This is a genomic window from Nocardiopsis sp. SBT366, from assembly GCF_001083815.1.
GTDB classification, from domain to species: Bacteria; Actinomycetota; Actinomycetes; order Streptosporangiales; family Streptosporangiaceae; genus Nocardiopsis; species Nocardiopsis prasina.
Genome location: NZ_LAVM01000058.1, coordinates 1 through 20,559, shown reverse-complemented (window position 1 = coordinate 20,559; position 20,559 = coordinate 1). Strand labels below are relative to the sequence as shown.

Here is a 20,559-nt window from a genome sequence, read left to right as displayed (position 1 = left end):
ACGATGACGGTCGTCAAGCAGGTCGCCGATTTCGTCGGCAGGTGGTTCGCGGTCCTGGTGCTCGCCGGGGCCGTTGTGGGGTTGCTCGTCCCAGAGCAGACCTCCCTCATCACGCCGCACGTGTCCCTGCTGCTCGGGGTCATCATGTTCTGCATGGGCCTGACCATGCGGCCCCAGGACTTCGCGGTCGTCGCCAGGCACCCCAAGGCGGTCCTCCTAGGGGTGGCCGCCCAGTACACGGTCATGCCGCTGCTGGGCTGGGGCATCGCCCACGCGTTCGGGCTACCGCCGCTGCTGGTGGTCGGCATGATCCTGGTCGGCGCCTCCCCGGGCGGCACCGCGTCGAACGTGATCGTCTACCTCGCCCGGGGCGACGTCGCGCTTTCGGTGGCTATGACGTCCATCTCCACCATGCTGGCGCCGTTCATCACGCCCCTGCTCGTCCTGGGGCTGGCCGGATCGACCCTGCCGATCTCCGCCGGTGACCTCTTCCTGTCCATCCTCCAGGTCGTACTGCTCCCGGTCGTCGGTGGTCTGCTGCTGCGCCTGTTCGCCGACCGCTACGTGGTCCCGATCCTGCCCCTGATGCCGTTGGTCTCGGTGACCGGTATCGTCCTGGTGGTCTCGGGTGTGGTCGGCGCCAACTCCGACGCCGTGCTGACCACGGGGCTGCTCCTGGCTCTGGCCGTCATCCTGCACAACACCCTGGGTCTGTTCCTCGGCTACCTCGTCGGGTACTTCGGGCGTCTGCCCGACTCCGCCCGCCGCGCGGTCAGCGTGGAGGTCGGTATGCAGAACTCGGGTCTGGCCGCGAGCCTGGCCACCACCCACTTCGAGCCCATCGCCGCGCTGCCCGGTGCGCTGTTCTCGGTCTGGCACAACCTGTCCGGAGCGGCCGTGGCCACCTTCTGGGCCAGGCGGGCACCCAGCGACGCCGAGGAGCGCGAAGCCGTCTGACCGGGCGGGCTTGCTCCGTGCCCGGCCCGCGTGACAGGCTCTGCCTTCGACATCCCCCGGACCGAGGACGGAACACGTGGCCGCCCGAAAGAAGAAGCGCAAGCCCGGACGCGGGAGGAACGACATCCGCCGGGGACCCACGCGCGATCCCGGCCCCACGGGGAACGTGGGCTGTTACTTCATCCTGATCGCGATGGTGGCCATCGGTCTGGTCGTCCTGGTGCTGGAGCTCCTCACTTAGTCGGTGAATCGTCCCGTTAGAGTCCGGATCATTCGCAAAGGGGCGTGTCAGGGCACTGGTGTGTTCCACGCAACAGCCGATTCCACACCTGCGGCACCTGACCTGAACCGGCCACCACCGGTCACGTGAAGTAGTCACGCGGGCACGCCCCGACTGTGAAGCTGTTCGCATGCGACACTTCGCCCCCTGTTCCGGCCTGCTCGTGCTCGCCCTGCTGTCGACCCCCGACCAGTTCACCGAACGCCTCGTCGCTTCTTCGCCGCCCCCGAACCCGCCGAGTGTCGCGGCACCCCTCCAGTGTTCGGGCCGTCTCCGGGTGCCGCGTCCGCGTAGGCCTCCGTGCTGCGGATACCGGTGAGCGTGTGGGGCCCGAAAAACCGCTGACCCCCGTCGCGGGGCGACGGGGGTGCCAACTCGGGAATCTGCGGGAGAAACTCGGGGCTCAAGGACCGGATGGGTCCCGCCTGGACCGGGACCCCATAGGGCACCCGAGCCACCAGGCGCCCCGCACGTCCCAACCTCCGCGTCGCGAGTAGCGCCTGGGAGGTTGGGACTTCCCCGAGAATCGCAAGGACTCCCGTGGTTGGAGTACCCAAAGGGTTTCGGACCTTGATCCTGGAGAATCCCAGAACCATTTCCGAACCCTGTTGAACCAAGATCACAGAACAACGAACTCGGACGCAATCCATTAAAAAAGGGTCGTTTCCAGGGTTTCACCCCTCTGGAAACGACCCTTCCTCCAGCTCCGGTCAGGCCGGGCTCTGGGAGATCGGCTCAGTGGTCAGCCCGATCAGACACCGCCGCCCGGTCCCGCGCCGGGTCCCTGGGACTCCGGCCCTGTGTTGTGGCCGTAGTTCCCGGGTGCGGCGTTGGGTCCGTGGTTGCCGGGCCCCTGGCTGCCCGGCCACGGGTGGGGCTGCGGGGGAGTGGGCTGCTGCTTCTGGGGCAGGAGCGTGACGACCGCGGAGGCGACCAGTGCCAGGCCTGCGAGCCCGAGGAAGATCGCCCCCGCACCTACGGAGCCGATGCCCTGGCTGTTGACGGAGGAAGCGGTGCCGAGTCCGTTGATCATGCCGAAGAGCCCGGCGATGATGGCGATGACCGCCGCCGTGATGAGGGCCCACTTCTTGCCCGTCACCAGTGACACGACGCCGAAGACGATGACCACCACGAAGAGGGCGAGCATGACCGCCCCCTCACCTTCGGGGGCGTCCGGGGAGAAGTAGTTGACGCTTGCCGAGCGCCCCGCGTACGACACAGACGCGAGCGGCAGGAACAGCGAGATGATGGCGACGAGGGCGAGCGCTGGAATCGCGAACCGGAACCAGATGGACCAGTGCACGGCCCCCGGCGCCTGGCCGGACCGCTGGCTGACCGTCTGGGCCGCGCCCACGGCCGCGGGAGCGACGGTGGTGGTGAAGTAGGTCTTGGCCCCCTTGGCCAGTTCCTTGGCTCCCGAGGCGATCTGCTGCGCTCCCTGCGAGGTCTGCCCCGGCTGACCTCCGTGCGGCGGTTGCCCCTGCGGGTGTGCGCCGGGCGGCTGGAAACCGTGCGGCTGCTGCTGGGGACCCGTGGGCTGCTGGAGCCCGTGCGGCTGGGCCCCCGTCTGCGGCTGTGACGGGGGTACGGGCGGGGTGTTCCGCCGAATGTATTCCGCGAGTTCCCTGTCGCAATTCGGGTGGTCGTGGATCAGCCGCCACAGGTCCGGGCGCACGGCGCCGATCTGCCTCAGGGTCATCGAGTCAATGCGGGGGTCGGCCAGTTCCTGAGCGGAATAGCTGGCGGGATCGCGCGGCCCAGGCGGGTTCACTCGTGCTCCTTGGGGGTGTGTCAGGTGATACCCAGTGTATCGATTCGCCAAGGTATCACTGCTGTGTAAGTCGGCTTCGCTAAGAGCCTTAATGACGTGCGACTCACAGCCTTTTGGTGGGGCTCCCACCGCCTGGGAGGTGCGTGTACTCGACGTATCCACGTGTGGGGGAGTCTCGGCCGCGTGGCAGGTCGATCGCTTGCCATTCGGGTGTGGAGGTCATATCTCCGCTGGTCAGCATATGTATTTGAGGAACTGGGTTCCAGGTCTCGACTTCTGTTTGTCAACAGCCGCTTCGACGACCCACACGGGGCGTCCTTCTGTGAGGAGTTCGGTGACCGTGAAGTTATGAAGTCGTTGGCATCGAATGGTCGGGCTCGTGCTCGTGCTCACTTGGAGAAGGAGGAACCGAGATCGTGTGCTCCCAGCCATTCGTCCGGTGTTCGCTCATGACGGTCACCCCTCGGCGAACTCCTCAATCACCGCTGGCAGGTTCCACTCGTCGGCATACTCGGTGAACACCCGGAGCAGGACCTCGCGGCGCTCGGGGAGGAACGAACCCGGGTCACACACGATGTCGGGGAACTCCCGAACCATGCGCGCCCAGTCGAACCCGTCGCGGAGAACGTGGCGCAGCCGCGCCACCTGCCACGCCATGAGTCGGGGGTGGTCGTCCTTGCGTTGGGGGCCACCCCTGACCGGAGTGGGGATGTTCCGTTCGGCCGCTGCCAGGGCCTGGCGACGAAGAACACAGGAGCTGCACCTGCCGCAATGAGCCGGGGCGTTGCCGCCCTCGTGGTGGGAGAATCCGGTGTCGCAGGAGACCGAGGCGGCCAGGGCCCCGTCGTAGTACGTGGGAACGCGTCTGACCATCTCGGCCTTGGTCCGTTCGAAGGTTCGGTTCTCGATCCGGAACCCGCTGTCACCGGTGACCGCTCTGGCGAGGTGCTCCATGTATCTCAGGGTCTTCGGGTGGACCGCCTTCGCCGCCTGGGCGCCGACCTGGCCCCGGGACAGCGCCAGGTTGAGCGCCCCCGGGCCGTTCTCATACAGACGGAGCGAGTTCGTTCCGCGCGCGATCGCGGAGAGCACCCCCGCGGTCAGGAAGACGAATCCCCGTGAACGCGCGGTGCTCTCTCGGTTGCCCAAGCGGACCTGAAGCCTGAAGGGGCTCCATGAACGCAGTCGTGTATCCGCGCTCCGAAGGGTGTCGTAGACGCCCTTTTGCTGGTTCTCCATGCGGTTGTTGGTGCTGACGGAAACGGCATGGATCGGATCGCCCGATTCGTTGAGGTCGGCGATGATGCCACACACCGAATCGAGCCCGCCGGAGAAGAGCGCCGTCGCGCCCTCGAGTTGGAGTTCCGCGTTACTGAACAGAGACGGTTGGTTCGGGACCGGCCCGCCCTGTGTGAACTCGATTCGCCAGGTGTCGGCGGTCAGCCAGTTGAGTGGAGCCTCCACGTCAGCCGCGCGTCGGGACCACCAGGCGGGGTTCTGCACGGGAATGGTGGTGCTGATGGTCCGGTGCCACTCCTGGCCCCTGTGCCAGGAGTTCAGCGCCGGGCGTCGGAGGTTGCGGTCGACGGCGAAGGCCGTCGCGGCGATCATCCACAGGTCCGCTGCCAGGTGGTCGTCGTCCAGGTAGTCGATGATCAACTCGGGGACGACCTTGAGGATGTTGGTGTCCTGGTCGAACGCCCTCAGTTCGGGTTCGAGGTCGGAAGAGTAGGTGACCCTGGTGGTCGCTTCGCGTGGCACGGGGGCTCCAAGGGAGGTCAGCGCATGAGGTCACTGACCAGTCCGCGCAGGATCGTCGAGGTGAAGGTGAGGTCGGCCAGTTCGAGGAGATCCAGTGCATCCTGGGCGTCCGGGCCGTAGTCCCCCGTGAACGGTGAGACACGGTCCAGGGCGTACCGGCGCAGGGCTCCGAGGGCGAACTCCTCGCCGATCCGCAGTGCGAGCTCCTCGTCGGCCTCGATGAGATCCTCCGGGTCGCAGCTGGCGAGCACGGTACCGATGGCCTGGTCGACGAGGGCTCGCATGCCCGACGTGCGGCGGCCGGCGCACAGGTCGAGATTCTCCGGGCCCTCATCCTTCAGAGTCCTCGCCAGCTTCCGCGTGCGCTGAGCGGCGTGGTCGAGGTCGGGTGTTCCGAGCTTCCTCAGGACCTGGTCCAGGGCCCTCCTCAACGGGGGCCCGACCTCGACCTCGGGGATCGTCAACTGGTCCGGAGGGACTCCGGATTCGCGACGCTTCCGTGCCCGCTCGCGCAGTTCGATGTCGAGGGGGTCCAAGGCACGTACTCGATCCCGTGTGTGTCGGTCGTCGTCCGGCACGCGTTGAGCTCCGATCCGGTTGACTGTTTCGAGAATCACCCGAGTGATCACGGAAGGCAATGCCGGGGGAGACGTTGGCAACTATCGGCCAAGGGGCGAACCGCCCGTTACGCGGCCGGTGCTCATGGGCAGTGCACGGCGCCGCGGAGGGTTCGGTGGCATTCGGCCGAACCGCTGGAACTCTCCTCACGGCCTGTGGGAGCCGGTCACTCGCGGGCGATGGGCCGGTCGACCACTGCGGCGAGGATCGCGGCGACCAGCGCGAGCGTCGCTGGTGCCAGCAGAAGCAGGAGCAGGCCGCTGGTGGAGTCGATGTCGCCGAGGGCCGGGCCAGCCAGAGAGGACGCCAACGCGCCGCCACCGATGGAGATCGCGGCGGTCAGACCCAGTGCCGTACCGGCCAGGTCCTCGTGCTCGGACATCACCGCCGTGTTGACGACGGGGGTGGTCAGCCCGTTGCCCACGCCGACGAACGCGCAGGAGGCGAAGAGGACCAGTGGGTGGACGTCCCACGTCACAGCGATCACCAGGCCCGCGAGGAGGGCTGAGCAGGTCAGGGTGCGCGCCAGGACCAACAGGCGGGTGCGCAACATCCGGGTGCCGAGGGTGCCCGCGAGATAGCTGCCCAGGACGAACCCGCCGGGAACCATGGCCATGTACAGGCCGAGGGCGACCCCCGAACCGTCGAGGTGCCGGTCCATGGCGAGGGGAGCGCCGCCCAGGAAGACGTAGAGGGTTCCCATGGAGCAGGCCATGCAGAGGGAGTAGGTCCAAAAACGGGGCGAGGCCAGAATGCGCCGGAGCGCGGGCAGGAAATCGTGACCGGGACCGTTCGAACGGGTGGAGGACTCCTTCATGTATCGCATTGACACCAGGAGAACCAGACCTCCGATGACTGCGAGAGCGAAGAAGATCGAGCGCCACCCGAACAGATCGTCGAGTGTTCCACCGAGGATGGTTCCGAGCATGGGCGCGAGCGCCCAACCCATTCCGGCGAATCCGATTCTCCGAACGGCGTCACCGCCGTCCGACGTTTCCCTGATGGCGACCATCGCCACGGAAAAGCACGCGGCGATCGCTGCCTGCGACATTCGGCAGGCGAGGAAGATCCCGATGGTGGGCGCCAGCGCGCAGCCGAGGGAGGCGAGCGTGAAGACCGTGACGGAGACCAGCACGACCGGGCGGCGGCCGTAGCGGTCCGACAGGGCTCCGGCGACCGCCTCGGCCGTGACGGTGGCGACGGCGTACCCGGCGATCGAGAGGTTGACCAGCGCGAAGCTGGTCCCGTAGGCGGCGGCGATCTCCGGCAGGGCAGGAAGGTGCACCGTCACCGGGAGAACGGAGATCGCGGCGAGGATAACGAGGACGGAGCGGTGCGGAGGGGGCGTTGACCTGCGCGTGTCAGTGGGGTCGGGCATGAGAAGGTTCCTTCGCCGAAGCGTCGTTGGGGGCACCTGCCATGTGGGGCGGCCGTCGCACGGGATGTGGGTGCGGCCGTGGGGGAATCCGGGGGCGTGTCGCTCTCCGGGGCGCCCGGTGCCGGTGGTGTCGAGGTGGGACGCTTCCGGCGAAGGGAAGGGAATCTGTCTTCGAGGACAGTTCTCACTGTTGTCGAAGGCGTTCCCGGAAGAGAATACCGCAGGGATTTCAGTAGACCAGTCACGGATCTAATAAGGGTCTTTCCAGTTTGGGGGTTCGTCCCGGGGGGTCCCTGGTAGTACCAGTGGAGAGTTCACACTTTGGTACCCGGTTCCAAGGCGAGAAGAGGTCTTGACGAGGGAATTACGCGCTGCTTACTCTACTCGGCAACAGGTTGAGGAATGATCGAGAATTCCGAATTCCTGTAGGCGCCGACCCTCGCGAACACAGGGAATTGTTCGACCCCCATGGACGCGAACCGAGCCGTCCTGGGCCCGACAACGGCCCGGGTCCCCCGCGACGACCCCGGCGTGCTCCGGGTGTTCGTGATCCCCAGAAGGGCGAGACCTCATGAAGTTCCCCAAGCTCCGTTCCACCGCCGCCGTGGCCGCCGCCACCGCCCTCCTCTTCACCCTGATGCCCGCCGGGACGGCGAGCGCCCACGGCTACATCTCCAACCCCCAGAGCCGTCAGGCCCAGTGCGCCGCCGGTGTGGTCGAGTGTGGCCAGATCCGCTGGGAGCCGCAGAGCGTCGAGGGCCCCAAGGGCCTGATGAGCTGCTCCGGTGGTAACTCGCGTTTCTCCGAGCTGGACAACAACAACTACGGCTGGCGCGTCTCCGACGTCAGCACCAACGCCACCTTCAACTGGACGATCACCGCCGCACACTCCACCTCCACGTGGGAGTACTTCATCAACGGCAACCGGATCGCCAGCTTCAACGACAACGGCGCCCGGCCGCCGGCGAACTTCAGCCACAACGTCAACCTCTCGGGCTACAGCGGACGCCAGACCGTCCTGGCCCGCTGGAACGTGGCTGACACGGGCAACGCCTTCTACGCCTGCGTCGACGTCAACATCCGTTGATGAGAGCGCGCTGAGTCACGACGCGCCCCGGCCCGTGCCAGCCCACGGGCCGGGGCGCCTTTCTGTCGCGGGTACGGGCGGATAGGGTGGCCGCGCCGATGTCGGTGGCGTGTGGTTGTCTCATCTCATGGGTGTTGAGATCGAGCGGTTCCTGCGGCTGGTGCACGCGCTTCCCGAGTGTGAGGGCCAGGACTCGGAGCGGTACACGACGTTCCGTGTCAGAGGGCGGCCCTTCGGCTACCTGTGGCCGCGGACCGCCACGGTGGGGTTGAAGCAGTCGCTGATCGAGCAGGCGGCGCTGGTCGCCGAGCGGCCCGAGGTGTTCGAGAAGCAGTTCACGGCGGGCGGGTTCGGCTGGGTGGTGGTGCACCTGGACGGCATCGACCTGGAGGAACTCAGCGAACTCACCCTGGAGGCCTGGTACCTGACCGCACCCGAGGACCTGCTCGTCGCACCGCCCACCCCGGAGGCCCTGGTTCACGCCTGACGCCGACGGTGAGCCCGTCTACCGCCGCCTCGGATTTCGTTCCTGCGGCCGGGTCACCGAACACGCCCTCGCCCCTGAACGCCGCCTCAGTCGGGGCGTTCCCGCAGGTAGGTGAGGACGGCCATGACACGGCGGTCGACGTCCGTGCCCTCCGGCGGCAGGTCCAGTTTGGTGAGGATGTTGCCGATGTGCTTGCCCACGGTGGGTTCGGAGATCACCAGGTCCTGTGCGATCCGGTTGTTGGATCGGCCCTCCGCGAGCAGCGCCAAGACTTCGCGTTCGCGCCCGGAGAGGCGTTCCAGGGGTGCGCTGTGGCGCCGGACCAGCTGGCGCACGACGGCGGGGTCGATCACCGTTCCGCCTCCGTGGACGCTGCGCAGGGTGTCTGCGAAGTCGGCCACGTCCACCACCCGTTCCTTGAGGACGTAGCCGATACCCCGGCCGTCGTGGGAGTCGAGCAGCTCGGCCGCGTAGCTGGACTCCACGTACTGGCTGAGCGCCACGACCGGCAACCGGGGGCGGTCGCGGCGCAGTCGGACGGCGGCGCGCAGGCCCTCGTCGCCGAAGCCCGGAGGCATGCGTATGTCGGTGACCACGAGGTCCGGATCGTGCGCGACGACCGCCTCCACCAGGGCCTCGGCGTCACCGACCGCCGCTGCCACCTCGAATCCGAACCTGCGCAGGAGCCCCGCCAGTCCCTCACGCAGCAAGGCGCCGTCCTCGGCCAGCACTACCCGGATGGGTGACAAGGGATCTCCGTTCTCAGTCGGGTGGGTCCACCGACGGGGCTCGACAACAGGACACGGCCGCCCACGACCGCGACCCGGTCGGCGAGCCCGGTCAACCCGGTGCCGCGCTCGGGGTCGGCACCGCCCCCGCCGTCGTCGACGGTCTCCAGGACCAAGGTGTCACCGTCCAGCGCCGCGTTCAACCGAACCGAGGTGGCCCCGGCGTGCTTGGCGACGTTGCCCAGCGACTCGGCGGCCACGTAGTAGGCGGTGCTCTCCACATGCGCGGGCAGTCGACGGGGCAGGTCCACGCGGACGCGCACCGGGACGGATGAGCGGTCGGCCAGTTCCGGGAGCGCGGCGGACAACCCGAGGTCGCTCAGGACCTTGGGGTGGATACCGTGGACGATTTCGCGCAGGGACCCGATGATCTCTTTGGCCTGCACGTGCACGGAGGTGAGGGTGCGTTCCATGTCGCTGCCCGGCGGGGCGTCCATGCGGGCCAGACCGATCTGCATGGCCAGGGAGATGAGTTGTTGCTGGGCACCGTCGTGCAGGTCGCGTTCGATGCGCCGGCGCTCGGTCTCGAAGGCGTCCACAAGGCGGGCGCGGGACCGTGTGACCTCGACCAGTTCCGAACGCAGCTCCTCGGTACCCCGGTCCGCCAGCAACAGCCGTGCCAAAGCGGCGTGCGCGTGGGCGGTGAGGGCCGCGGCGTAGGGCGTGGCCAACAGGAGGACGGCACCGGCCGCGACCAGCGGGAGGGTGGCCAGAGGGTCATCGAACTCCCAGACATGGAGGATGACGGTCTGGCCCAGGCCAGCGATCACCGGAGTGGAGAGCAGGTGGGCACCGATGATGGGGAACAGGTACAGGACGCTCCAGGTGACGGCGTCCACCACGGTGACCAGCAGGAGCAGGTACGCGAACGCCCGCCAGGTGGCGGCCTCGGTGTAGCGCGTGCGGATCCAGGCCAGGACTCCCGGTTCGACGGGTCGGCGCCCCCCGCTGACCGGCGGGTGGATCAGACGCAGCCGCCACCGCTCCAGTCGCGCGACGGGCACCGCGATCAGGGGGCCGAACGCGAGCAGGAGCGTGAGACCGGTGACCAGCAGAGTGATGAGGAACCAGGTCGGGTGGTCCCGGCCCACGGCCATCTCCTCCACGGCCGTGCCCAGGGTGAGGAGGGGGAAGGTGATCGGGATGATCAGTGTGGTGAGCACCGTTCCGACCAGCACGGTCGAGGCCAGGTACCCCAGGCTCCGCCAAGGCCAGGACGACAGCGGAAAGCGTCGCCCGCGCAGGGCCTCCAGTGGAGTACTCGGTGGGCCCTCCCGGGACGGGGCCGGGGCGCCGGGCCTCGGGACGTTGGTCTGCTCGCTCACCGGCCCAACCTACGCCGACCACTCGGGGGTCGACAGCGGGGACGCCCCACCCTTCCGCTACGGGCCTGCCCCACCCGGGCGCCGTCGGTGGCTCCAGGGTCGGGCGATGATTCAGCTGCCCGGACAGGTGCGGCGCCCCTCCCCGGTGGGGGTGCCCCGCCTACGGCTCCCCGGGTGACCTGCGGAGCTGGCCGGATCAGGTCCCGATGATCCCGCCGTCGTCCTTGCGCACCACCACGACCCCGCACCGGGGTCGGCCGACGGGATCGAACCCGGGCCAGTTGCTCACCGCGCGCGGATCCTCCACCGTGGGCGCGAGCCGGTCCACGGCAGAACCGGGCCCCTGCACCGTCACGAACAGGGTCCGCTGGTCGGGGCTGGACGCCGTCCCGGCGATCCCGCAACCGCGCGGACCGGTCAGGAACCGCCGTACCTCGCCGCTCTCCGGGTCCGCGCACAACAGCGCGCTGTTGCCCACCTGCTCGCGCGCGCCCTCGGAGGTGTCGCCGAGCCGGACCACGTCGGTCCTGATCCACAGACGGCCGTCCTCGCCGCAGTGGACTCCGCCCGGGGCGGCGAACACCGCCGCCTCCCGTCCCTGCCCGGAGGGTGTCCCGGCCCGTGCGAACTCCTGCCAGGAGAAGAGGGTGGCGCCGTGGTCACTGGCGCCCTCGGTCCACGACAGCACACGACCGCCCTCCTCCCCGGAGGCCTCGGTGCAGTAGACCGTCCCGGTCTCGGGGTGCACCGCCGGTGTCCCCGGTCCCCGCAGTTCGGTCGCTCCCACGGAGTCGGCGGCCTCGCGTGCCCTCAGCAGCACGTCCGCCTGGTCGGTGAATCCGTCACGCGGGGTCAGCCCGGTGCGACCATGGATCAGCGGGAGCCAGGTGCCCAGCCCGTCGGAGCCCAGGCGGGCGACGTGCAGGACGCCCTCGTCCAAAGGACCCGGGCCCCGGCCGTTTCGTGCCTCGCGCCAGGGACGCTCGGCCACGAACTTGTAGAGGTGAGTCGGGTCGCTCATGTAGACGACCGCCCGGCCCCGCGACTCGGAGACGGCGGCGCCCCCGTGTGCGAGTCGGCCCATGGCGGTGTGCTTGACCGGGGCCGCTGACGGGTCCAGTGGGTCGATCTCCACGGTCCAGCCGAACCGGTGCGCCTCGTTGGGCTCCCCTGCCAGGTCGAAACGGTCCTCGTGGGCGTGCCAGCCGTAGGAGTCCTCGCCCGCGCCGAGCCCGTAACGGCGCTGGGACTCGGTGGCGTTCCAGCCCTCGGTCTGGGTGCCGAAAACGTTGGCGAGGGCGTCCTCACCGGTCAGGCAGGTTCCCCAGGGAGTGGTGGCGTGCGCGGTGCCGCCGATGACTCCGGTCGGGTCGGTGCCGGTCTCCAGGCTCCGGTGCCCGGCGAGGGGACCGGACAGCGTGGTGGGGGAGGTGGCGGTGAGCCGCCGGTTGAGTTCGTCGTCGATCACCCTCCAGCGGCCGTCCGTGAGCTCGACCCGCGCCACGGTCACCCCGAGGGAGGCCATCTCCTTGGCCGTGCGGGCCGCCGTCGCCGAGCGCCCTCCGTCCGCGTGCAGCAGCACCGGGTCCAACCAGGAGTGGTTGAGCACGAGCAGTCCGCGTCGCCCGCCGTCGCGGCCGGGGTGCAGGGGGACGTAGCGCAGTCCGCTGTGGCCGGTGCCCACCTGACGGGCGGCCTCGGTCGCCGTGTCGGAGGCGTCGGGTCGCCACGCGGAGACGCCTCGGTGCAGCGGTGCGCCCCAGGGGAGAAGCACCCGGGCCGTGTACCCGGGAGGGACGGTGACTCCGTCGGCGTGGGCGACCGGTACCCCTGTGAAGGTGGGGGCCGAACCGGTGTCGGGGGCGGCCAGGGCGGGGCGGAGGGCGTCACCGAACAGGGCGGCCGTGGTCAGGACCCCGAGCCCCGCTCCGCCACGCAGGACCTGACGACGGTTGGGTCCGTGCTCTGGCGCCATGATTCTCCTCCGGCCGGGTGCATGCAAACGCTCTTTGTCATGAGGTAATCACAATAAGTAGTTTTTCCTGCACATTCGGGCGTGTGCCGCTCCGTGGTGGCGTCATTCGGGGGCGTGGTCCGAGTGGGAATGAAAACCGTTATCGTGTGGTTGAAAGGCCTGACACCCCGAGGAGGCGCCCATGGCACGCAACGACGTTCGGCCCGTCATCAAACTCCGGTCGACGGAGGGCACCGGGACCACCTACGTGACCCGGAAGAACCGCCGCAACACCCCCGACCGCCTGGTCCTGAGCAAGTACGACCCCAAGCTCCGCCGCCACGTCGAGTTCCGCGAGGAACGCTGACCCAGGCCCGCACCCTACGGAGAACCGCATGCAGAAGAACCTTCACCCCACGTACCAGCACGTCGTCTTCCGCGACAAGGCGGCCGACTACGCCTTCCTCACCCGGTCCACCCGCGGCAGCGAGAAGACCGTCGAGTGGGAGGACGGCCTCACCTACCCGGTGATCGACGTCGACATCTCCAGCGCCAGCCACCCCTTCTACACCGGCAACGCCCGTGTGGTGGACACCGCTGGCCGGGTGGAGCGCTTCCAGCGCCGCTACCAGCGCAAGTAACCGCGACCCGATCAGGGCGACGGGCTCCGAGCCCGTCGCCCTGACGCACTGCCCACCCGGGCTTCCCGAACAGAGAGGAACCGCTCGTATGGCCGTACCCAAACGCAGGATGTCGCGGTCCAACACCCGCACGCGCCGCTCCCAGTGGAAGGCCAAGGCCCCCGACCTGGTCACCGTCCACATCAGCGGCCGTGAGTACCGCGTCCCCCGCAACCTCGTTCGTGCCTATCAGCGCGGACTCGTCCCCCTCCCGGACTAGTACGACCCAACCCCCCCCATGGCGCCGCTGGGAGACTCCCGGCGGCGCCGTTGTGCGGAACGGGCGGGACGAAACACCCCCGGCCCTGACGACCGAATCCTCATGAGTCGGGCAGGCTAGTTTTCGTGACAACAACCCCGACCGACACACCGGCCCCCACCCCCGGCCGTGCCGCCGCGAGGGCACCACGCAGCCCCGTCGACCTCCTCATCGGGATCGCCGGGCTGTTCCTGGTCTTCGTGGTTCTGCTCCTGGTGAGCGACGCCATCGCCGACGGCGCCCCCACCGACGACGCCAGCCAACTCCGCGCGGTGATCCCTTCGTGGCTGCTGTTCGCCGTCGCGCTCGGCGCCAACCTGCTGCTCATCGTCCTGTTCGTCTACGTCGTCCTGCGCTCGCTGTTCGTCGCCGAGCTACGGGAGCTGACACGCGCGATCGTCGCCGCAGTGGCGGCCTACGCGATGACGTCCTATGTGAACTCCGTTCTGGAGAACGCCACCTACAGCGCCGCCCCGCTGCCCGGTCTGCCCGACGACGTCCTCACCGCCGCCACCCTCGGCTACGTCGCGGCGGGGATCGCGTTCGCCCGCACCATGCCCACGGGGCAGCCCCGGGTGCGCTCCCTGCTGTGGGGCACCAACGCCGCCATCGCCGTCACCTCGGTCATGGCCGGTGTCACCAGCATCCTCGCGGTCCTGTTCACGATCCTCGTCGGCCTCACCTGCGCCGCGCTGAGCCGCTACGCCGTCGGTACCAGCGTGCCGCCCCCCGCGACCGGCCGCATCCACGCCGAACTCCACCGCTTCGACCTGACCGCGGACCGGATCACCCCCGCCGGAACCGACCGCGGAGGTGACGCCCTCTACCTGGCCGACCTCGCAGACGGGCGCCAGATCGAGCTCTGCGTCCTCAACTCCGAGAACACCAGCGGGTTCTGGCTGCGCCTGCGCGACCTCCTCCTTCTTCGCGGCCCCGTCGCTCCCCGGATGCTCTACGGTGCGCGCAGACGCGCCGAACACGCCGCGCTCATGAGCGCCGCAGCCCGTGAGGCCGGGGTGGACGCCCCTCGCGTCCTGGCCTTGGGCGAACTCACCCCCGGCAGGATCCTCCTTGCTCGCGAACGCTCCCGGGTCCGGGGGCTTGACACCCTGGAGCCGGAGCGGATCAGCGACTCCCTGCTCGACGACCTCTGGCGCCAGCTCGGCCTGCTGCACCAGCGCAGGGTGGCCCACGGCGACCTGAACGGCACCACCGTCGGGGTACTCGACCAGAACGCCGAGGCCAGGCCCCCCGTCACCGCCGCGCTCACCGGGGTCGACCGGGGCGCGGTGGCCGCGCCCCAGATCCGTACCGCCCTGGACACCGCCGCGATGGTCACCCTGCTGGCGCTGCACGTGGGCGCCGACCGCGCGGTGTCCTCGGCCGTGCGGGCCCTGGGCGTGTCCGCCACCGCCGCCATCCTCCCGATGCTGCAACCCGCGGGCCTGCCCCACGCGCTTCGCGCCGCACTGCGCCGAGCCGACCGCTCGCTTATGGGGGACCTGCGGCGCCACATCGCGGCGGTCTCTCCCGAGGCACCCACCGAACCCGCCCGCCTGGAACGGATGCGTCCGCGCACCATCGTCAGCTTCGTGGTGGTCACCCTGGTCGGGCTGGTGCTGGTCTACCAGCTCTCCGGGGTTGAACTCGGAACCATCCGCTACGCCGACCCGGGCTGGACCCTCGCGGCCCTGGTCATGGCCACCACCTGCATGGTCGCCGCCGCGATGGTGCTGATCGGCTTCGTCCCGGCGCCCCTGCCCTGGTGGCGCACCGTCCTGGTGCAGTACGCGGCGTCCTTCGTGCGCATCGCCGCCCCGGCCGGGCTCGGCTCGATCGCGATCAACAGCCGGTATGTCATCAAGGCCGGGGTGCCGACCTCGCTGTCCCTGTCCGCCGTGGGCCTCACCCAACTCGTGGGCTTCCTGGTCCACGTGCCGCTGCTCCTGGTGTGCGCGTACCTGACCGGGACCTCGTACTGGACGGGCTTCAGCCCCTCGCCGACCGTCACCGTCATCGCCATCGTGGCGACCGTCAGTGTGGGCACCGTGCTGCTGCATCCCCGGCTGCGCCGAGCTGTGGGATCGCGCCTGCGCCCCTACCTCACCGGGACGCTGCCGCAACTTCTGGACCTGTTCCAGCGTCCGGCCAGTCTCGTCCTCGGAGTGGGCGGCACTCTGCTGCTGACTGTGGCCTTCGTACTGTGCCTGCACTTCTCGGTCCTGGCCTTCGCCGGGCCCGGAGTGGAGGTGAGTCTGGTCGCGGTGGCTGTGGTCTTCCTCGCTGGAAACGCCATCGGTTCGGCCGCCCCCACCCCGGGCGGCCTCGGCGCGGTCGAGGCCGCGTTGATCGGCGGGCTCACCACGCTCACCGCGATGCCCGCCGACGTGGCCCTGCCCGCCGTCCTGCTGTTCCGGGTGCTCACCTTCTGGTTCCCGGTCCTGCCCGGCTGGGCGGCCTTCAGCTACCTCCAACGCCGCGAAGCCATCTGAGGCCGGGAGCTCCTCGGGGTTTATCGAGTGCTGGTCCGGCATGGGGATGCCTGCCGGGAAGGGTGGCAGGTGGTGCCGGTGAGGACCGCGCCGGACTTCGTACCGAAGAGAGCCTGGAGTACGCACGCGAGGTCGGGCTCGACTGGTGCGTCAGCCGAGTGGACATCGAGGAAGTTGGGCGTCAGACAACGACTTCCTTGTCGCTATCCTTGGGCTTCCCCTCACAGGAGAGGTGCCCCCATGAGTGACACCTATGAATCCCTCGGCGAAGCCGTCGACGACAACGGAGGTGTCTTCGCCGCCCCCATGGCCACCCTCCGCCTCATCAACGGTGCCGCGAGGCTCGGCCCCGGTGTGTGCGCGACCATCAGCAAAGAGCTCAGCAAGCACGGGCTCGGGCACATCCCCGTGAAGCTGCCCGAGTCGTCCACCGAGGACGTGCGGATCTTCCGTCTCGGCACGCAGATCGCGGACGTCGTCGCCGCCGTCCAGGTGCCGTCGCACGAAGGTGACGAAGCGCTCCGGGCCGTGGGTGGGGTGGCGTCGGACAAGATCTCGCGGATCAAAGCAATCATCGACGAGTAGACGCGGGACAGGCCCCCTCCTCCGGGAGGGGGCCTTGTGCTGCGGTCGCGCGGTGGGGTGAGGCCGGTGTCCCTGTCCGAAGGGCCCATCAGGGGACCGCACGTGAACCCGGAGAAGCAGAACCGAAGACACAGCCGCAGGGCCTCGTCGTGAACCCCGGGTACGCGGGGCCGGGGTGGCTGTGGACGACTTGCGGTTGACGTGGCGTCAACGCCTAGCGTCGTTTCTGGGGCCGGAAGGTCCGGTCTGACGAGGGGAGACGGGATGTCGTGGTCCATGGGCGAGGTCTGCGGGATGAGCGGCGTGACCTCCCGGACGCTGCGCCACTACCACCACGTGGGCCTGCTGCTCCCGGAGAGCACCGGGGCGGGCGGGCTGCGCAGGTACGGCGAACGTGAGCTACGCAGGCTGCAACGCATCCTGGTCATGCGCGAGCTCGGGCTGGGGCTGGCGGACATCCGCCGTGTCCTGGAATCCGAGCAGGACGAGGCGGCGGCGCTGCGGCAGCACCTGCATGACCTCGAAGCTGAACGGGACCGTCTCAGTGTCCTCGTCGACACCGTGCGCCGCACGGTCGACGCCCTGGAGGGAAACGACGTGACCAGCAGACCGGAGGAGCTCTTCGAGGGCTTCGACACCGCGCACTACTCCGAGCGGGCACGTGAGGAGTGGCCGGACCAGTGGCAACGGGCTCGGGAGGCGGGGGATGCCATGACTCCCGCCGAGGCCGAGCGGATGCGCGCGGAGGCGGCCGAGGGCATGGGCCGGATGGCCGCGTTCCTCAGAGCGGGCACCCCGGTGGGGGCCGCGCTGGTGCAGGCCGAGGTCGAGTGGCATTACCGGCAGATCTGCCTGATGTGGACCCCGGACGCGGGGGCCTTCGCCCACCTGGGGCGGGTCTACGCGGAGGACGGCCCCTGGCGTGAGGTGTACGAGCGCGTCGCCCCAGGGCTGGCCGACTACCAGCGCGAGGCCATGGAGGTCTTCGCCGAGCACCGTCTGGGGGAGAGCTCGTGATCCCCGCGCACTGGACGGCTCATCGAAGGGAGGACGGGGAGGTGCTCGGGTATCTGAGACCGGAGGGTGAGGGGTTCGTGCCGGTGAATCCGTTCGGCCGCCCTGTCGGGGGCCCGGTTCCGGAGCCCGAGGCCCGTGCTGTCCTGGATGCCCTGGGGCTGGCATATCTGTCCGATCCCTGGCTCCTGACCCTGCCGGGACGCGCGGAACCGGTGACGGTTCGGATCGTGGAGGTGACCCCGGAACGCATGCGGGTGGCCAATGCCGACTACGGATATGAGGAAGCCGACATCGGCCACATCTTCGTTCTGGAGGTCCCGGAGACCGGACGCCTACAGAACGTCCGGGGAAGTGTCCAGTACGGTGCGGTCACGGGAGGCGACCAGGGCGAACCAGGCCTCGGTGCGGGGTAGTTCGTGGCGGAAGAAGTACGCGGCGGCGGCCCGCTTGCCCTCGTAGAAGGTGCCCTCCTTGCCGTGGGCCGCGATGAGCTGCTCCAGCCACATCCACGCCACCACCACGTGGCCGACCGCTTCCAGGTAGGGGGTGGCGTTGGCCAGGGCCGCCGCCGGGTCCCTGTCGGACCAGGCGGCGGCGGTGGCCTCGGCGGTGCGCTTCAGGGCCGCTGACAGCAGTTCCGCGTACTCGGTCGGGGAACTGCCCAGGGTGCGGGCGCGATCCACGGTGGCTCGGGCGGATTCCAACAGGAGTGACAACCGGGCCCCGTTGTCCAGGACGGCCTTGCGGCCCAGCAGGTCGAGCGCCTGGACGCCGTGCGTGCCCTCGTGGATGGCGTTGAGCCGGTTGTCCCGGTAGTGCTGCTCCACGTCGTACTCGCGGGTGTACCCGTAACCGCCGTGCACCTGGATGGCGAGGCTGTTGGCCTCCAGACACCACTGCGAGGGCCAGCTCTTCACGATGGGGGTCAACACGTCCAGGAGCAGGTGCGCCCGCTCGGCGGACTCCGGATCCGCGCTGGCCTCATCGTCCACGAGCCGGGCGCAGTACAGGACCAGGGCCAGAGCCCCCTCCACATAGCTCTTCTGCGCCAGGAGCATGCGGCGGACGTCTGTGTGCTCGATGATCGGCACCTGGGGTTGTCCGGGGTCCTTCGCGCCGAGGGGGCGGCCCTGGAGCCGTTCGCGGGCGTAGGCGAGTGACTTCAGGTAGCCGGTGTACCCGGCCGCCATGGCTCCGGCTCCCACCCCGATCCGGGCGCTGTTCATCATGTGGAACATCTGCCGCAGCCCCTGGTGTGGCTCGCCCACGAGGTAGCCGACCGCGCCGGGCGCACCGCCCGGGGTGTGCCTGCCCTCGCCGAAGTTGAGGAGCGCGTTGACAGTGCCCCGGTAACCCATCTTGTGGTTGAGGCCCGCGGTGACGACGTCGTTGCGTTCGCCCTGTCCGTCGACGAGGTACTTGGGCACCACGAACAGCGAGATGCCCCTGACACCGGGCGGTCCGCCCGGGATCTTGGCGAGGACCAGGTGGACGATGTTCTCGGTCAGTTCGTGGTCGCCCGCGGAGATCCACATCTTGTTGCCGAAGATCCGGTACGTCTCGTTCCCGGAGGGCTCCGCCCGGGTGGTGATGTCGGCCAGGGAGCTTCCCGCCTGCGGTTCGGAGAGGCACATCGTGCCCGTGAAGCGCCCCTCCATCATGGGCCGCACGAACGTGTCGATCTGCTCGGGGGAACCGTGCGCCATCAGGAGTGAGGCGTTGCCAGAAGTGAGGAAGGGGTAGGCGGCCGTGCCCGGGTTGGCGGCCTGGAAGTAGGCGTCGCAGGCGCTGGAGACCACCCGGGGAATCTGGCCGCCGCCCACGGAGGCGTCCATCGAGAGGGAGGACAGGCCGGTCTCGGCGTGGACCCTCAGGGCCCGGCCGACCTCGGGGATGACGTGCACGCGTTCGCCGTCGAAGCTGGGTTCGTGGGCGTCGTTGGTCCTGTTGTGCGGGGCGAAGTGGTCGGTGGCCACGCGTTCGGCCAGGTCGAGGGCGCCGTCGAGGGTTTCCCGCGAGTGGTCGGCATAGCGGGCGCGCCGGGTGAGCGCCTCGGCGTCGAGCCATTCGTAGAGCAGGAACTGCAGGTCGCGCCTGGACAGCAGGGTGGACGCCACGAGGTTGCCTCCCAGAGTGATTAACCGACTGGTCGGTATGGTAGCCGCCCTTGGTGACCGGGACCACCGTGGGTCTACTCTGGTCCCACCATCCAGAGACGAAGCCAGGAATCCGAGCATGCCCGAGAACACGCCCACCGTACTGTTGCTGAACGGCCCCAACCTCAACCTGCTGGGCACCCGCGACCCCGAGCAGTACGGAACCATCACGCTCGCCGAGATCGAAGGGCGGGTGACCGCCCTCGGGAAGGAACTGGGTGTGGAGGTCGTCTGCGCGCAGACCAACAGCGAGGGCGGCATGGTCGACCACGTCCACGCGGCGCGGCACTACGCCGGTGTGGTGATGAACCCCGGCGCCTACGCCCACTACAGCATCGCCCTGCGCGACGCCGTGGACGCCGTCGAGGCGCCCGTGGTCGAGGTGCACATCTCCAACGTCTACGCCCGCGAGGAGTTCCGCCACACCTCCGTCACCGCACCGGTCTCCGCCGGATACGTGGCGGGGTGCGGGGTCCTCGGCTACGAACTCGGCCTGCGCGCGGTCCTGTCCCGCGCGGCCGAACGGGCGGCCCGGCCGGGGGTCTGAGCCCCCGACCGGTTCAGCCCCACAGCAGTTCCTGACCGGGAACCTGCTCACCGCCGGAGCCGGACCGTCTCGACCTGCACCGCAGACAGTTCACCGGGTGGGCGGACGGGCGCAGCCGCATGGGGTCGTCGGCGGCCGCGCACGCCACCGCCGGGATCTCCACTCCCACCCAGACCCGGGTGGTCAGTTCGTGGACGATGCTGCCGTCGCCGATCCGGGCCGCCTTGGCGTCGGCCAGTTCGGACCGGCGCCGACGCAGTGTGGCGGCCAGGTGCTCGACCTCGGGGGAGGGTCCGGTCTCCGGTCCTGGTCCGGTCTCCTGAGTCGGTCCGGTGTCCGTGGAGGGGCGGACCTCGGGCGCGGGGCGCAACCCAGGACGCGGGACGGTACCCGGGGCGGGTTCGGCCTCCGGGGAGG

20 protein-coding genes are annotated in these 20,559 nt (G+C 69.3%); 11 read left to right on the top strand and 9 right to left on the bottom strand.

Going from position 1 to position 20,559, the window contains the following annotated elements; translation table 11 throughout:
- Nucleotides 1-3: 3 nt before the first annotated feature.
- A complete protein-coding gene (locus ADX84_RS17710; protein WP_049576001.1) occupies nt 4-957 on the top strand; it encodes a bile acid:sodium symporter family protein in 954 nt (317 codons plus the stop codon).
- A 76-nt stretch (nt 958-1,033) separates the two neighbouring features.
- A complete protein-coding gene (locus ADX84_RS26405; RefSeq protein ID WP_199776632.1) occupies nt 1,034-1,198 on the top strand; it encodes a hypothetical protein in 165 nt (54 codons plus the stop codon).
- 790 nt (nt 1,199-1,988) lie between these two features.
- Here ADX84_RS26405 and ADX84_RS17705 read toward each other — a convergent pair.
- The 4 genes from ADX84_RS17705 to ADX84_RS17690 form a co-directional block, all read right to left on the bottom strand.
- On the bottom strand, nt 1,989-3,008 hold the full coding sequence (locus ADX84_RS17705; protein ID WP_156208120.1) for a hypothetical protein: 1,020 nt from the start codon (nt 3,006-3,008) through the stop codon (nt 1,989-1,991).
- A 456-nt stretch (nt 3,009-3,464) separates the two neighbouring features.
- Nucleotides 3,465-4,769 carry a 7-cyano-7-deazaguanine synthase gene (locus tag ADX84_RS17700; protein WP_049575946.1) on the bottom strand — a complete coding sequence of 435 codons (1,305 nt, stop codon included), beginning with the start codon at nt 4,767-4,769 and terminating at the stop codon, nt 3,465-3,467.
- A gap of 17 nt (nt 4,770-4,786) precedes the next feature.
- Nucleotides 4,787-5,305 carry a hypothetical protein gene (locus ADX84_RS17695; RefSeq protein WP_234004049.1) on the bottom strand — a complete coding sequence of 173 codons (519 nt, stop codon included), beginning with the start codon at nt 5,303-5,305 and terminating at the stop codon, nt 4,787-4,789.
- 248 nt (nt 5,306-5,553) lie between these two features.
- Entirely contained in the window at nt 5,554-6,765 is a 1,212-nt protein-coding gene (locus ADX84_RS17690) for an MFS transporter (RefSeq protein ID WP_049575943.1), read from the bottom strand.
- 571 nt (nt 6,766-7,336) lie between these two features.
- On the opposite strand from ADX84_RS17690, the gene ADX84_RS17685 reads away from it, so the two are divergent.
- The gene (locus tag ADX84_RS17685) at nt 7,337-7,852 is read left to right on the top strand and encodes a lytic polysaccharide monooxygenase auxiliary activity family 9 protein (RefSeq protein ID WP_049575940.1); all 516 of its coding nucleotides are present in this window, start codon (nt 7,337-7,339) and stop codon (nt 7,850-7,852) included.
- Between the two features lie 127 nt (nt 7,853-7,979).
- Nucleotides 7,980-8,339, top strand: a complete 360-nt coding sequence (locus ADX84_RS17680) for an MmcQ/YjbR family DNA-binding protein (protein WP_049575935.1) — start codon at nt 7,980-7,982, stop codon at nt 8,337-8,339.
- 86 nt (nt 8,340-8,425) lie between these two features.
- Here the strand turns inward: ADX84_RS17680 and ADX84_RS17675 are convergent, their stop codons facing one another.
- The 3 genes from ADX84_RS17675 to ADX84_RS17665 form a co-directional block, all read right to left on the bottom strand.
- Nucleotides 8,426-9,088: a response regulator transcription factor gene (locus ADX84_RS17675; RefSeq protein WP_049575930.1), complete on the bottom strand. Its 663-nt coding sequence runs from the start codon at nt 9,086-9,088 to the stop codon at nt 8,426-8,428.
- The gene (locus ADX84_RS17670) at nt 9,070-10,452 is read right to left on the bottom strand and encodes a sensor histidine kinase (protein WP_049575928.1); all 1,383 of its coding nucleotides are present in this window, start codon (nt 10,450-10,452) and stop codon (nt 9,070-9,072) included. The genes ADX84_RS17675 and ADX84_RS17670 overlap by 19 nt, the downstream gene beginning before the upstream one ends.
- Nucleotides 10,453-10,648: 196 nt before the next feature.
- Nucleotides 10,649-12,427 (bottom strand): PhoX family phosphatase, encoded by a 1,779-nt coding sequence (locus tag ADX84_RS17665; protein ID WP_049575924.1) that lies wholly within the window; start codon nt 12,425-12,427, stop codon nt 10,649-10,651.
- 181 nt (nt 12,428-12,608) lie between these two features.
- On the opposite strand from ADX84_RS17665, the gene rpmG reads away from it, so the two are divergent.
- The 6 genes from rpmG to ADX84_RS17635 all read left to right on the top strand — a co-directional run bounded on the left by rpmG (nt 12,609) and on the right by ADX84_RS17635 (nt 17,439).
- Complete coding sequence (gene rpmG, locus ADX84_RS17660; protein ID WP_049575921.1) at nt 12,609-12,773, top strand: 50S ribosomal protein L33; 165 nt, start codon at nt 12,609-12,611, stop codon at nt 12,771-12,773.
- 28 nt (nt 12,774-12,801) lie between these two features.
- Nucleotides 12,802-13,047, top strand: coding sequence for a type B 50S ribosomal protein L31 (locus ADX84_RS17655; RefSeq protein ID WP_049575918.1), 246 nt, complete (start codon nt 12,802-12,804; stop codon nt 13,045-13,047).
- An 88-nt stretch (nt 13,048-13,135) separates the two neighbouring features.
- The gene (rpmF, locus tag ADX84_RS17650) at nt 13,136-13,306 is read left to right on the top strand and encodes a 50S ribosomal protein L32 (protein ID WP_049575914.1); all 171 of its coding nucleotides are present in this window, start codon (nt 13,136-13,138) and stop codon (nt 13,304-13,306) included.
- Between the two features lie 125 nt (nt 13,307-13,431).
- A complete protein-coding gene (locus tag ADX84_RS17645) occupies nt 13,432-15,837 on the top strand; it encodes a lysylphosphatidylglycerol synthase transmembrane domain-containing protein (RefSeq protein ID WP_049575911.1) in 2,406 nt (801 codons plus the stop codon).
- A gap of 240 nt (nt 15,838-16,077) precedes the next feature.
- Nucleotides 16,078-16,422, top strand: a complete 345-nt coding sequence (locus ADX84_RS17640; protein ID WP_049575908.1) for a hypothetical protein — start codon at nt 16,078-16,080, stop codon at nt 16,420-16,422.
- Nucleotides 16,423-16,686: 264 nt separating this feature from the next.
- Nucleotides 16,687-17,439 (top strand): MerR family transcriptional regulator, encoded by a 753-nt coding sequence (locus tag ADX84_RS17635; RefSeq protein WP_049575905.1) that lies wholly within the window; start codon nt 16,687-16,689, stop codon nt 17,437-17,439.
- A 332-nt stretch (nt 17,440-17,771) separates the two neighbouring features.
- Here ADX84_RS17635 and ADX84_RS17630 read toward each other — a convergent pair whose 3' ends face one another.
- Complete coding sequence (locus tag ADX84_RS17630) at nt 17,772-19,556, bottom strand: acyl-CoA dehydrogenase (protein WP_049575900.1); 1,785 nt, start codon at nt 19,554-19,556, stop codon at nt 17,772-17,774.
- A gap of 118 nt (nt 19,557-19,674) precedes the next feature.
- Between ADX84_RS17630 and aroQ the strand changes: the two genes are divergently transcribed.
- On the top strand, nt 19,675-20,142 hold the full coding sequence (gene aroQ, locus ADX84_RS17625) for a type II 3-dehydroquinate dehydratase (RefSeq protein ID WP_049575896.1): 468 nt from the start codon (nt 19,675-19,677) through the stop codon (nt 20,140-20,142).
- Between the two features lie 13 nt (nt 20,143-20,155).
- Here the strand turns inward: aroQ and ADX84_RS27110 are convergent.
- Nucleotides 20,156-20,559, bottom strand: a 404-nt coding sequence (locus tag ADX84_RS27110) for a hypothetical protein (protein WP_369801105.1), incomplete at its 5' end; no start/stop codon positions are given.

Coding starts and splice junctions, on each gene's coding strand:
- ADX84_RS17655 (WP_049575918.1), top strand. CDS start 12,802: ATGCAGAAGAACCTTCACCCCACGTACCAGCACGTCGTCTTCCGCGAC.
- ADX84_RS17635 (WP_049575905.1), top strand. CDS start 16,687: ATGTCGTGGTCCATGGGCGAGGTCTGCGGGATGAGCGGCGTGACCTCC.
- rpmF (WP_049575914.1), top strand. CDS start 13,136: ATGGCCGTACCCAAACGCAGGATGTCGCGGTCCAACACCCGCACGCGC.
- ADX84_RS17665 (WP_049575924.1), bottom strand. CDS start 12,427: ATGGCGCCAGAGCACGGACCCAACCGTCGTCAGGTCCTGCGTGGCGGA.
- ADX84_RS17710 (WP_049576001.1), top strand. CDS start 4: ATGACGGTCGTCAAGCAGGTCGCCGATTTCGTCGGCAGGTGGTTCGCG.
- ADX84_RS17640 (WP_049575908.1), top strand. CDS start 16,078: ATGAGTGACACCTATGAATCCCTCGGCGAAGCCGTCGACGACAACGGA.
- ADX84_RS17690 (WP_049575943.1), bottom strand. CDS start 6,765: ATGCCCGACCCCACTGACACGCGCAGGTCAACGCCCCCTCCGCACCGC.
- rpmG (WP_049575921.1), top strand. CDS start 12,609: ATGGCACGCAACGACGTTCGGCCCGTCATCAAACTCCGGTCGACGGAG.
- ADX84_RS17680 (WP_049575935.1), top strand. CDS start 7,980: ATGGGTGTTGAGATCGAGCGGTTCCTGCGGCTGGTGCACGCGCTTCCC.
- aroQ (WP_049575896.1), top strand. CDS start 19,675: ATGCCCGAGAACACGCCCACCGTACTGTTGCTGAACGGCCCCAACCTC.
- ADX84_RS17685 (WP_049575940.1), top strand. CDS start 7,337: ATGAAGTTCCCCAAGCTCCGTTCCACCGCCGCCGTGGCCGCCGCCACC.